At 58.7% G+C, this 13,445-nt stretch carries 7 protein-coding genes; 3 read left to right on the top strand and 4 right to left on the bottom strand.

Translation table 11 applies throughout. The features are described from left to right. Positions 1 to 108: 108 nt before the first annotated feature. From ACYZT9_RS16120 to ACYZT9_RS16110, 3 genes are read right to left on the bottom strand one after another with little or no spacing between them, the layout of a single operon-like run. Positions 109 to 3,750: a toxin VasX gene (locus ACYZT9_RS16120; RefSeq protein ID WP_462006419.1), complete on the bottom strand. Its 3,642-nt coding sequence runs from the start codon at positions 3,748 to 3,750 to the stop codon at positions 109 to 111. Then, positions 3,747 to 4,613 (bottom strand): DUF4123 domain-containing protein, encoded by an 867-nt coding sequence (locus tag ACYZT9_RS16115; RefSeq protein WP_462006418.1) that lies wholly within the window; start codon positions 4,611 to 4,613, stop codon positions 3,747 to 3,749. The genes ACYZT9_RS16120 and ACYZT9_RS16115 overlap by 4 nt, the downstream gene beginning before the upstream one ends. Next, the gene (locus ACYZT9_RS16110; protein WP_462006417.1) at positions 4,610 to 6,604 is read right to left on the bottom strand and encodes a type VI secretion system Vgr family protein; all 1,995 of its coding nucleotides are present in this window, start codon (positions 6,602 to 6,604) and stop codon (positions 4,610 to 4,612) included. Before ACYZT9_RS16110 ends, ACYZT9_RS16115 begins: the two co-directional genes overlap by 4 nt. Before the next feature lie 367 nt (positions 6,605 to 6,971). Here ACYZT9_RS16110 and ACYZT9_RS16105 point away from each other — a divergent pair, with 367 nt between their 5' ends. The 3 genes from ACYZT9_RS16105 to ACYZT9_RS16095 all read left to right on the top strand — a co-directional run bounded on the left by ACYZT9_RS16105 (position 6,972) and on the right by ACYZT9_RS16095 (position 11,471). Then, complete coding sequence (locus ACYZT9_RS16105) at positions 6,972 to 8,099, top strand: GGDEF domain-containing protein (protein WP_462006416.1); 1,128 nt, start codon at positions 6,972 to 6,974, stop codon at positions 8,097 to 8,099. A 127-nt stretch (positions 8,100 to 8,226) separates the two neighbouring features. After that, a complete protein-coding gene (treS, locus tag ACYZT9_RS16100) occupies positions 8,227 to 10,293 on the top strand; it encodes a maltose alpha-D-glucosyltransferase (RefSeq protein ID WP_462006415.1) in 2,067 nt (688 codons plus the stop codon). A gap of 29 nt (positions 10,294 to 10,322) precedes the next feature. Continuing rightward, positions 10,323 to 11,471, top strand: a complete 1,149-nt coding sequence (locus ACYZT9_RS16095; RefSeq protein WP_462006414.1) for a carboxylate-amine ligase — start codon at positions 10,323 to 10,325, stop codon at positions 11,469 to 11,471. 383 nt (positions 11,472 to 11,854) lie between these two features. On the opposite strand, the gene ACYZT9_RS16090 is transcribed toward ACYZT9_RS16095, so the two are convergent. Continuing rightward, positions 11,855 to 13,384 carry an MFS transporter gene (locus tag ACYZT9_RS16090; protein WP_462006413.1) on the bottom strand — a complete coding sequence of 510 codons (1,530 nt, stop codon included), beginning with the start codon at positions 13,382 to 13,384 and terminating at the stop codon, positions 11,855 to 11,857. Between the last annotated feature and the right edge of the window lie 61 nt (positions 13,385 to 13,445).

The raw sequence follows: 13,445 nt of genomic DNA, 5'->3' as shown, positions 1-13,445 counted from the left end.
GCTGTTGGCAAGGGTAACGGTGCGAGATAGGTGACCCTGCCGCTGGGAAACGGCTCGACATCACCGGCGTTGCGGGACTGCTCGGGAACCGGGTCAGGCATGGGGGCATCACTCTTGGTGGGCATGGTCGGCCATCTCCAACAGATGAGTCTCAACCAGCAACAGCGGCGGATGTTCGCTGACGGATCGAAGTGGCAGTACCGGGAAACGCCCATTACCGCGTGGGTTGATTCGAATGACTTGAGTCCTTGGCTCCCAAGCCCCATTGGCGCTCAGGGTCTCGACACAGACCGCCAACTCCAGCGTTTCAGACGCCGGGGTAAACTCAGCGTCAGGATTCACGGGATAGCGCAGACACAGCACCAGCCGATCCGGCTCTGCTTGGACGATGCGCAGGCTGGCCAGCACTTCATCGCTGATGACGTCTTTGCGCTCCTGTGCCACACTCCGGCTGTGGAGGGGCACGGCAAGGCGCCGGGCACCGATCCCCAGACGGTGTATTGGTTTTCCATTCAGGGGTGGCTGAAAGTCACTGAGATTGAACCTTGGCAGGACCAGATGAATCTCACTGGGTTTGGCTTTCAACAGCAAGTTTTTCAGCCACGAGTCATGTTCGTTCGGGCCGAGTTGCGCATACGGCGCGTTGAGTAAATAGTCCAGATAGCGCTGATATTCATCCAGGGTGTGGTTGCCGCGCTCATCGGCATCCAGACTCCATGGCGTGGTTTTCAGCCATTTGTCGTGGGCGCTGAGGTTGTAGCGGTTGTACAGCCAGGTTCCCCCCAGTTCCAATACGGTGAATAGGGCGCCGGCCAGATTGAAGCGGAAAAACACCGTGGATAGTCTCGTTCCCGCCGCCGCCCAGGCAGCTGTTCGGGCTGCGGCACCCCGTGCCGTCAGTACTTTGAAGGTGGCATGCACGGTGTGGCTTAGGCCGTAGGCGTTAGCAGCCGTCATACCGCCTGCACCCAGTGTGGCCAACGCGGCGCTGCTCTGTGCCGAGTGATTCCCACTGCGCGTCGCCTCTTGCCATTTCTCCTGTTGAGAATTGAAGCTGAACCATGAGGATGCAAAACCAAAAAGGTAGGTGAAGAAACCCAACCCCACATGCATCTTCCCCAACTGCACATGCACATTCTGCAAAGCATGGTGTTGAAGCCCCGCGACGAGCTCCACGCTGCGCGCCTTCAGAGCGGTATCCGCCAGACTTTGCGCGGCCGTAAATCCAGCCGCTGCGGTAGCCGCCGCCGCATTCGAAAATGGCGTCCATACTCGCTTGTTACCGGGTTGTCGCAGCATCTCCCGATACACCGAAACCAAATTCACCCCCTGCACCAAAAACACCAACAACCCCATCCCTTCACTTCTTATCAACTTCCCATTCGGCACCGAACTCACCCCAATCCGAATATCCTTCAACAAACTCCGCACCTCCAGCTGCTGCGCCGGCGGAAACAGCGCCGTCACCCCCGCCCGGGCTTGCGTCGCGCCGTACAGCCGCACCGATTGATCCGGCAGTTCCGCAATCGGACTCAACGCCCCCGCCAGTCGCCCTTCAAGCTGCTTCAACTGCCCGCGCACCCGCACGATCTCGCCCTGCAACTCCACCGCCCGTGGCGTCTTGTGACCCTGGCGGTTTTTGTTGTGGGTGAGCTGGTTGCGTTCGCGGATCAGGGTTTTCAGGTAGTCGCGCTCCCTGAGCAGTTCCTTGAGGGTGGTTTGCAACGCCGCGTGCTCCGCCGGGCTGGCGACGGTGAAGGTCACGCCGGTGGTTTTCGCGGCGTCGAGGATCCGCACCGACAAGGCCTTGGGCAGTTGCCGAAACAGCTCGTCGAGGTCGGGTATTTTCTCGCCCGTCAGATCGAACCTTTGCAGCGCCCGACTCAGGCCGAGGTTCAGCGCGGGGCTGAGGCTGTGCTGGGCGGCGTCGGCGACGACACGGGTGTGATCGGGCAAGTCGTCGAGCGCCGGCAATCCCGGCTGTTCGATTTTCTCCAACTCGGCCAACCAGTGCGCCAGGTTGTTGAACATACCCATGCCGGCGTTGAACAGCGTGGCGTATTGCGCGGCTTTCTCAGGCTGCAGGCGCAAGGGCAAAGTGTAGAACAGCGGTCGGGTCAGTTCCGGGTGTTTCTCCAGATACCCAAGCAGGACTTCGCTGGCGTGGTCACTGCGGCAGATGTCCTTGAGGCAGGCGTATTCGGCGGTCAAGGCCTGGTGCAGTTGTTGTTGATCTTGCGCGTCGTAGTACCAGGCCGAGCGGTGGAAGCGACCGGCAACCACCAGCATCGTGCGGTCGGCGGTGAGGCGATCGAGCATCCGGTTCCAGCGACTCAGGTTGTCGCGATGCTGCGACAGCGCCGCGTCCATGGCCGGGCGGTCGATGAAATCATTGATCCCGCGTTTGCCACTGAAACTGGAACCTTCGAGCACATCGATGATGCGTTTGTCCTGCTCTTGGCCGAGCTTTATCAGGGTATCAAGGTGACGTTCGACGAAGTCGTCAGGTGCCACGTTGAAGTGCTGGCGAGTGTAGTAACGGCGGTCGGCCTCGTCACTGGCGCGGCTGTGCGCGGTGAAGTCGGGGGCGGCGCCCTGGTATTTGGCGAATTTAAACGCCTCGGCATGGGCTTCTTTGCGCAACTGCTCCAGTTCCGCGGGCACAGGGGCGTCCCGCGACTCGGTCTTGCCACCCTTGTTCAAATAATCCAGCAAGGCTTGACGGGTGTGTTCCCGATCCGGTTCCCGCAACTGTTCCAGATCGGCGAACAACCCCTTGTTCGCCGGGTGATCACTAGCGTCGCCCAGGTTGCCGAAGTCCGCCACGCTGAGCTGGCTGAGGGATTCGATGTAACAGGCCAGCAAATAATCACGTTCGTGGGTGCCGGCATTGCTCCACTCATCGACCCAGCCGACCACAGTGTCTTGATACTCGGCCAGATCACGCAACACGCCGAGGTCATCCTGCACCACGAGAAACAGCGTGTCGTCCTGATAAGGCCCGCGCACCTGACCCAGCAACTCGCCCATGTGCGCCTCGCGAAAACGTCTTGGTTGTTCCCACAAGTAAGGTTCACGTTCGTGCGCGGGGGTGTCGCTGACGTGCACCGTCGGCAGCCGAACCGCGTCTGGCGGCGACGCGGCTTCCTGCTCGGCACGGTCTTGCGCGGCTTGCGCCTGTTGCGCCTGTTGCGCCGGAACGGTCGCGATCTCCGCCAGCCACTGTTTGCCTTGCCCGACCGTGAGCAAATGCGTACCCCCGGTTTCACAATCCACCGGGCCGAGATCGATAACCTGCATGAAGTGCTCGCGTTCCTCGCGACTGTCGAACACTTGCGCGCATTTCGCCGCCGTCCATTGCACTTCCGCGAAGGTCACATACAGCGTGCTGCGCCTTGAAAACACCAGCGCCGGCCGCTCCTCGATGGGCGTGCGCTGATCATCATCGACCTTGGCGCCCTTGTGCAGCAGAGCGCTGATCAGCCCGTTGAGGACCTGGTATTCGTGAAGGTGGCCGGTAACGCTGTCAATGACATACAACCAGCCATCGCGCAGTAATCGAATGCCCAACGGACGCGTGGTGAGGGCGTAGGGCAGCTTCAGTTTGGCACTGGGGTCGAGGGGCTTTTCCACCAGTCCATAACGCAAAGGCAACAGCTGCACATGGGTTTTCTGTAGCGGGCAGGCACCAAGTGAGCCGATGGCGGTTTTCGACGCGGCCGCCGCCGCGAGGTTGGCGGGATGCGTCATGGGCGCCCCCGCTGGATGGCCGAGCGGTGGGCCAGATCAGCGGCCAGCGCCACGCGCTCGCCGGGTGGTTGCAGGGATGGCGAGTGGAGTAGTTGGGCGATAGCGGGGTGTTGTTCGAGTGCAGTACCGCCCAGCCAGGCCATCAGGTTGGCGTAATAGAAGAGCTCGGATTGGCTGCTCAGACCCAAAGCACTCGCTTCGGTCTCCCGTTGCACCAGCATCGGCCAACGCTGGGCCACAGTTTCACCGCCATGGTGTTCGGGAAAATACTTGAGCAAATGGGCGTCGAGTTCCAGCAGTGCACGGCGTCGGTCAACGCTGTCCAGCGCGGCGCTCAGCTCAGGGCTTAAGCGATAGGGCGTCGGTAATTCAGGGCATTCAGGCAACCGGGGGCTGTGACGCTGCCAATTCGCGCTGAGGCAATCGGCAATGACAACGCAAGACAGCGGGCCAAATAAGCGCTGATCACCGCTGCCGAACAGTGCATTCATCACGGCCGCATCGGCCAGACGCAGGACAACAGGCTGACCGTCGGGCAATTCAACGGTCAGCAGTTGGCGCAGGTGTTGTGCGACATCGTGCGCATGCGCCGGGCTGAACAACAGCACACCGCATTCTTCGTGCGCCTGATGCAGATAGAACTGGAAAACTGCTTCGTCAGGTCGTTGGATCGCCACCAACAGCGGTGAGATATCCTGCAACGCGGTGAAGGGCGCACAGTCATACAGCGCAAGGCTGCTTGCACCTGGACTCAGTTGTTTGAGGCGCTCCGGCAAATTGCTCAGCGTCGCACCGTCCAGCAACACAAACGCCTGTTGCTCGCTCCAGGGCAGGTCTTCAGGCAGGGAAGTCGAGAGGCTCATGCTTGGGCACCCTCACAGATCAGGCACCGCGAGGCGCGGGTTGAAATCAGTGCATGGCGTTGCCGCGCCGCATCGAACGTCACTTTCAGCAAGGGCAGGGCGCCCGGCATCAGCGGCTCCGCCGTCAGACACACAGGCGGGGTGCCGCCCTGCAGAATGGGTACGCTGCTGAAAATGCCTTCCGGCATCATCACCAGCCATTGGCCCCCACCTATCAGCCCGAGGTAGGTTCCGCCATTGACGACGATTTGTTGCCTGGCGTTCAGGTGGATTTTTTGCAGGGCGCTGAGTAGTTGACTGGCGACGCGAACATGCTGATCGCCAAGGACCAACAGGTGGTCATCCTGTTTGAGTTCGGTCAGGCGGTTGCCATAAGTCAAGTGGCGTTCTTCGCCGCGCAGGTCGTGGCTGGAGACACCGCCGACCAGGACGGAGCGTTGATTGTCGACTTGAATGCGTTCATCGTTCAGAACGTGCTGCACGAAATCGCGCTGCGCACGCAGGGCAATCTCCTCGGCGCCTTTTCTGTCCTCGATGCGCAGCTCGTTGTAGCCGCCACCGCCGGGGCTGCTTTGGCTGCGGAAGATGCTGCGTGTTTGCTCAGCGGGCAAATCCAGTGGCACGGGGGTCGAGGCGTTGGGCAGACAGCAGAGAACGTAGGGTTTGTCTGGGTCGCCGTCGGTGAAACCTACCTGCACTTCCATGCCGACTCGGGGGATTTGCACGTTGCCGTAACCGTCATGGGCCCAGCCAGTCGAAACTCGCAACCAGCAACTCGATTGTTCGTTGTGTTCACCCTCTCGGTCCCAGAGCAACTGGACTTTGACCCGGCCGTACTGGTCACAGTAAATCTCTTCACCTGACGGACCGGTGACCACTGCGTGCTGGCTGCCCGTCATTCGAGGCTTAGGGTGTTCGAGGGGCGGCCGGAATATCACGTCCCACGGTGTGGCGACGAAGTGGTTACGGTAACCCTGAGTGAAACCATCTTGTGCAGTGGTGTCGGTAATCGCTTCCTCCAGCACTTGGGGTTGCAAACCGACATGCTTGATTTCAGTCAATAACCACAGGCCATTACCGCCGAGTGGGTGCTCGGTCATCTCAAAAAAATGGCCGCTACGCAGGGCGCTTTGGTCGCTGCGCCCGTTGGCAAGCTGGTAATCGGCACGGTGGCGTTCCAGTGCCCGATTGGCCAGGTGTTTACCACGGTCGCGATGGGTGAACTGCCCAGGAAAGGCGTAGTCCTCGAGGTGCGGCATCAGCGATTTTTTAGCCTCGCTGTCGAGTTGCACGCGCGGTTTCTCGAAGTCGTAATCACGACGGCTGACGTGGGTCGGGCGGGTATTCAGTTTCAGCTTGAATTGATCAATGACCGGCGCTTCGGCGACCATGCCGTTGGCTTGCCTGTACGCGGTTGGCTGGTCGAGTTTCGAAAAACTGGTCTGGTCGTCGCCGAACACCAGCACATGCCCATCGGGGCTGTGCTCAAAGTGGAAGTGCAAACCTTCTTCTTCACACAGCCTTTGAAGAAAGTGCAGGTCGGTTTCATACTGAACACAATACAGCCGGGGCCGGTACTCGGTACTGAGTTGAAAGCGCCAGGTATCGGCCTGCATTCCTTGATCTTTCAGTACCTTGGCAATGATTTGCGGCACGCTCAGGTTCTGAAAAATGCGCTGGTTGTGGCAGTGAGAGAGATAGGCGATGTAGGGAACCAGAGTCATCTGGTAGTGGGTCAGGCGTTTGCCTGAATCACCTTCGGCAATTGCATAGACCTGCCCGTGAATGCCGGCGCCGTCAGATCCGAAGCGCAGAAAAGCCGAGCGATGCATCAGGGACTCAAGGTCAGGCTGGGGGTCGCTGACCAGTTCGAGTTTGACTTCGTAGGTTTGATTCAGCGCTTCCCTGGCGCGGAATTCGAGTACCTGAAAGTTGCGGGAGCAACCTTCAATGTCGAGTGTGAAAACGACAGGTTCGACTGCGCTGAACATCCACATTTCCTTGTGTCTATTTCAAGACATTGCACTTTCCGGAAATCTGCAAACTGGCGATGTCAGACGAATCGATATTTGGCGTAGGACGGGTCCGTTAAGTTGCAATCTGTGCTCAGGCGCGAACTGCCTTCATCACAAACCACCTGGTTGTAAGAACGATCTGTAGGGATGAGCAACGCCGACGCGTCACTGCCGGCCTGTGCATTGAACCCGGCGTCTGAGCCTGCCCGAGGCGTACTTTCTCACCCCCGAAGTAGCCAGTGATATTTAAGCACTGACCTGTTTCTGCAAGGATCAATGGCGAACGGCCATCAGCAATGTGCCACAATCGCCATCGTCGCGGCATGATGATCAGGCGGATGAAATGGATGGCCTTGGATTGCGGTACGAAACGGAAGATTTAATCGTAAGGCAGGTGCACTCGGACCGACTGCACCAGCTGTTCCGCCAGTCGGTTTCGGCGGTATTTGGCAGCTTTCTCGCGGTGCTGATGCTGTGCTGGTTGTGCTGGGACCGTTTCGATCACACGGTGATTGCGTGGTGGATAGCGCTGCTGACGGCGTCGTCGTTGTTGCGCGTCTCGATGTTCATTGCCTATTTCCGCAGCCCGGACAGTGAACGCACCCCTGTGCGCTGGGAGCGTATCTATTGGGGGACGCTCGTCTTGTCCGCCGGTATCTGGGGCGGCGGCGCGCTGGCGGTCATGCCGGCCGATGACCTGTTGGCCCAGGCACTGGTCATGCTTTTTTGCGTCGGGATGTCTGTCAGTGCGGTGTCCTGTTACTCGGCCTATCGCTACATGACGATGGTGTCGATTGGCCTGGTGCTGTTGCCTTGTACGATTTGGCTGTTGTTTCAACCCACTTCCCTGCAAGTGGGTATGGGCGTTGCGGTCCTCGTGTTCGCCTCCTTTGTGTTCAGCGCGACGCGCAGCGTGTCCGACGCTCTGGAAACCGCTTTTCGTTTAACCCGTGAAATGGAGCAGGCCCACAGTGTTTCCACCCGTGCCGCCCAGACTGATGAACTCACGGGTCTGAAGAATCGCCGGGCTTTTTTCGAGCACGCCCAGCAACTGTACGCCCACTGTAAGACCCGCCAATTGCCGCTGTGTGCCGTGATGCTGGACATGGATCACTTCAAGCTGATCAATGACACCTACGGGCATCAGGTCGGGGATCAGGTATTGCGGCAAATGGGGACGGTTATCAGCCGGTCTTTCCGCGAAGCCGACGTTTATGGCCGGTTGGGTGGGGAGGAGTTTGCTGTTTTGTTGCCGGACACCTCGATCGAGGTCGCGCAGAACATTGCCGAGGAACTCATCCAGTCGATCGCGGGACTGATGACCGGTCCGGTTCACCGCATCTCGGCCAGCGTCGGCGTGGCGTCAATGAATACCGAGGATAACGATCTGCACAGTTTGATGAACAACGCCGACAAGGCGCTGTATCGCGCCAAGGCACGCGGGCGTAACCAGGTCGTGATTTCCGAATAAGCCCGCAAGCCCTCGAAAAGCAGCACGATGCAACGAATGCCACGTCATGGCCTCATATGAAAACGAGCGGCGCCTTTAATGCAGAAGGGCGGATGCCATTTTTTCATGACGAGAGGTGATTGTTTCCATGACGGCTGCTGAAAAAAACCATGTGGACTGGCTGGTCGAACAATCGATGCTTCATGCCGCGAGACAACGGGCCAAGCTCTACTCCGGGCAAGGTCGCCTGTGGCAACAGCCCTTCGCTCATACCCGGCCCCGTGACGCCTCGGCGCTGGCTTCGGTGTGGTTCACCGCGTACCCGGCGTCTATCGTCACCCGTGAAAATGGCACGGTGCTCGAAGCCTTGGGGGAAGAAACCTTATGGCACGCCTTGTCGAGAATCGGCATCCAGGGCATTCACAACGGCCCGCTGAAAAGGTCTGGCGGCCTTTCGGGCGCCAGGCACACGCCCACCATTGACGGCAACTTCGACCGCATCAGTTTCGACATCGATCCGCAGTTGGGCACCGAGGCGCAACTTCAGGCATTGACGCGCATGGCCGCCGCGCACAACGCGGTGATCATCGACGACGTCATTCCGTCGCATACCGGCAAAGGCGCGGATTTTCGCCTGGCCGAGATGGCGTATGAAGACTACCCGGGGCTCTACCACATGGTGGAAATCCGCGAGGAAGACTGGCCGCTGCTGCCCGAGGTTACCGAAGGGCGCGACGCCCAAAACCTCAGTCCGCAGCAGGTCGATGTTCTGCGCGACAAGCATTACATTGTCGGCCAGTTGCAACGGGTGATCTTCTTCGAGCCCGGGGTCAAGGAAACCGACTGGAGCGCGACGCCGATCGTGATCGGGGTCGACGGCAAGCCGCGACGCTGGGTTTATCTGCATTACTTCAAGGAAGGGCAGCCGTCGCTGAACTGGCTGGACCCGACCTTCGCCGCGCAGCAGATGATTATCGGCGATGCGCTGCATGCCATCGACGTCATGGGCGCGAAAATCCTGCGTCTGGACGCCAACGGGTTTCTCGGCGTTGAACGCAAGCTCGATGGCACCGCCTGGTCGGAAAGCCATCCCTTGTCGATCACCGGTAACCAGTTACTGGCCGGCGCGATTCGCAAGGCCGGCGGTTTCAGTTTTCAGGAACTGAACTTGACCGTTGACGATATTGCCGCCATGTCCCACGGCGGCGCCGACCTTTCCTATGACTTCATCACCCGACCCGCGTACCAGCATGCGTTGCTGATGGGCGATACCGAATTCCTGCGCTTGATGCTGCGTCAGATGCATACCCTCGGCATCGATCCGGGCTCGCTGATCCATGCGTTGCAGAACCATGACGAACTGACCCTCGAACTGGTGCATTTCTGGACCCTGCACGCCCATGACAACTTCCTCTATCAGGGGCAGACGTTCCCCGGCAACATTTTGCGTGAGCACATTCGCGAGCAGATGTACGAACGCCTGGCCGGCGAGCACGCGCCGTACAACCTGAAATTTGTCACAAACGGCGTGTCCTGCACCACCGCCAGCATCATCACCGCAGCGCTGGGGATTCGCGACCTCGATGCCATTACCCCGGCGGATATTCAGCGTATACGCCAGATTCATGTGCTGCTGGTGATGTACAACGCGATGCAGCCGGGCGTTTTCGCGTTGTCGGGTTGGGATCTTGTCGGCGCACTGCCGCTGCCGGCAGAACAGATCGCGCACCTGATGCTCGATGGCGATACCCGCTGGATTCATCGCGGCGCCTATGATCTGGTTGACCTCAATCCGGAAGCGGAGCTGTCGGACGGGCAGATGCCGCGCCCGAAAACGTTGTACGGCAGCCTGACCAGTCAACTGAAAGATCATGACTCGTTTGCCTCGCAGTTAAAGCGTATCCTGGCGGCGCGCCGTTCCTACGATATTGCCGCCAGTCGCCAGATTCTGGTCCCGGATGTCGAGCATCCGGGGTTGCTGATCATGGTCCACGAACTGCCGGCCGGCAAAGGCACCCAAATCACCGCGCTGAACTTCGGCTCGACAGCGATCACCGAAACCCTGCACCTGCCCAATATTGCCCCGGGACCGGTTGTCGACATCATCAATGAGCGGGTCGAAGGCGATCTCACGCCCGAGGGCGAATTCACTATCACGCTGGATGCCTATGAGGGGTTGGCGCTGCGCGTGGTCAGTAGCTCGCCGATGATCTAGCCCGTTTTGCGGACGCCGGGAGGGCTTCGATGAATTCAGATCTGACGTTCGGCATTGAAGAGGAATACTTCATCACTGACCTGCGCACTCGGCGCATGTCGGAGGGGCCGCCCGGCGCAGCGATTGAAGCCTGCAAGATTGAATTGGGCCCGTGCTTTGCCTATGAAATGTTTAAAGGGCAGGTCGAGGTCGCTTCTCCCGTTTTTACTGACGTTGCGCAAGCTGCGGAGTATCTGGGCACCGTTCGCCAAACCTTGCGACAAACGCTTGATCCTTATGGCCTGGGACTGCTCAGTGTCGGCAGCCATCCGCTGGCGGACTGGCGTCTGCAACAGGCCACAGAGCAGGACCATTTTCTTCAACTGTTCGAAGACTACCAGCGCGTAGCCCGCCGTAGCCTGCTGTCCGGTCTGCATGTGCATGTTGAAATTCCGGGTCACCTGGACCGTATCCACGTGATGAACGAGGTCTTGCCGTGGACGCCGTTTTTGCTGGCCTTGAGCAGCTCTTCACCGTTTTGGGAGGGCGCCGACAGCGGTTTTGCGAGCTACCGGCAAACGGCCTGTGATGAATGGCCGCGGATGGGCATTCCGGAGTTTCTTGAAGACCAATCCGCCTATGACGCTTACCTCGCACTTTTGATCCGCAGTGGCGCTGTCCGGCAGGCGGGCGATATCTGGTGGGGTTTGCGACCTGCGGCGAAGTATCCGACACTGGAATTGCGAATGACGGATGCGTGTCCACGGTTGGGTGATGCTTTGTGCATCGCCTCTTTTTTTCGCTTGCTGGTGGCATATGCCATTGATCAAGCGCATCCCGGAGCGGCCTATTCGCAATCATCCCAGTGGATTCTCAAGGAAAACCGCTGGCGTGCGAAACGCTATGGAACTCAGGCGTCGTTCATTATTGAAGGTTACGACCGGCCGTTCTCAATGGAGCAGTGGCTTTTCATGGCTGAACAGATATTGAGCGATGCGGCGCGAACACTGGGCGCAGAGTCCGTTTTTGCTCACATCAGGCAAATGCTCCGTGAAGGGACCAGTGCACAGCGACAACTTGGCGTCTACCGGCGAGCCTTGCGCAGTAGGGAAGATGCTCATGTTGCACTGTCGCAAGTGGTGGACCAGTTGCTGATGGAAACGTCGCAAGCGCCGTGTTTCGATCAAGGTGGGCCGTGACCCCGCCTTCATCCCAACAGCGGCAATCCCGGCAGGGCGTTGACAGTGCAGGTGCTCTGATCCGTATTTTTCTGCGCGATCTGCATCTGTTACGTACCTGGCGTGCGCCTCACAATGACAGCACGGTCCGCATTCGCAGTAGCGCTTGCACCGCACTCTCATTCCGTAGGAGGCTCCATGGCCAAGATGTCCCTTTTCCTGGGTGGTTTTCTGGTGTTAACCCTTTTGATCGGTGCCTTGGCGACGATCTCTCCCGTTTAGTCCATTTCTCCAGTCCGCAAAAGCACAACGCCTCCACTTGGGAGGCGTTGCAGTTTTCCAGCCTGATCAGATTTTTTCGCGCTAGCAAAAGCGGCCGCAACAGACGCCCCTTTCGGTTTTTTTCAGTGCCCGTCCGCAAGCTGTCTCGCCGGTATCCGCAAAGAGCACCAGGCTATCAACATCGCCATGGATGCCAAACCGAAAGTGACCCACGAAACCAAACCGATACCGCCTTCGAATGCCCATGCCGCCTGCGCCATCAGCTCTCTCGCCTGGTCACTCGACAAGTCTGCGGCCACATTATGCGCGCCCGATAGCGTCTCACTCGCCAGCATGGTCTGCACTTCGTTCAGAAACTCCGGAAGCTGCAATGCACTGCGATAGTAGGCAGTGACAAGCCCGCCAAGCACGGTCGTCCCCAAAACTACGCCCACTTCATAGGCCGTTTCGCTAATGGCCGACGCGGCACCGGCCTTTGCCGGTGGCGCCGCCGACAAAATCACATCATTGGACACCGTCGCGATCGCGCCCACGCCAATGTTCAGCAAGGCAAAAGCCACCACTAGAACGGTCAGGCTACTGCCCATGCTAGCGACCAGCAAAAATGCCGCTCCAGCAAACGCCATCAAAATCGGTATCAGCACATGTACCTGTAACCGCTGCGCGACAGGCACGACTGCCATCCCCACGATAATCGCCATGATCTGACCCGGTATCAAAGCAAGACTGGCACTCAATGGCGACATCTGAAGGACGATCTGCAGGAACTGTGTGGTGAAGAATACGAAGCCTATGAGGAATGCGAGGCTCATCAGATTGATCAGCACTGAACCGCTAAAGGTGCCGTTGCGGAACAGACTCAGATCCATGAGCGGTACTGGCAGACGTAGCTGCCGATGCACAAACAGCCAGCCCGCGACTGTGCCTGCTGCAAAGGCTGTCACAGCCATCCAATCGATACTATGACTGGCACTGTGTTTAATGCCGTAAACAATAGCTCCAAGGGCTACCATCGATTGCAGAATGCTGATCGGATCCAGCGGCCCCGAAGCGTCTCGCTCGGACTCAGGCAACAACACCGGTCCCAATATCAGCAGTGGCACCAGCACGGGCACTGCCAACAGAAAAATCGACCCCCAACTAAAGAACTCCAGCAACACTCCACCCACCAAGGGGCCAAGTGCCGATCCTACCGTCAACGTCGTGGCCCAGATCGCGACTGCTAGTCTCCGTTCTTCTCGATCCTCGAACACCGAACGTATCAACGCCAACGTTGAGGGCATTAGCATCGCACCGAAAACGCCCATACACGCTCGACCAGTAATCAGTTGGATAGCGGTGTCGGAATACGCGGTAAGTACTGACACGAGGGCAAAACCCAAAGACCCAGCCAGCAACAACTTACGATGACCGATTCGATCTCCTAGGCTACCCATCGAGACCAGCAATCCCGCCAACACCAGCGAATATGCATCGATCATCCACAGCTGCTGACTAGCGCTCGGACGCAGGGCCTCGGCAATCTTTGGTAACGCGAATCCAAGTACCGTATTGTCAACGGTCACCAGCAACACTGGCAGCATCAGCACACTTAAGCCTAACCAACGTTTTGATCTCGATCCGCGGTGTGTCGCCTCACTTACGAATGCCATGGGTAAAACTCCTTACTGCACACAAAAAAATTCACGGGACATTTTTCAATGCGCCCGTGAA

It is taken from the genome of Pseudomonas sp. ZT5P21 (genome assembly GCF_054897785.1).
The sequence above is the reverse complement of the archived record's forward strand: the minus strand, read 5'-3'. Positions and strand labels throughout refer to the sequence as shown.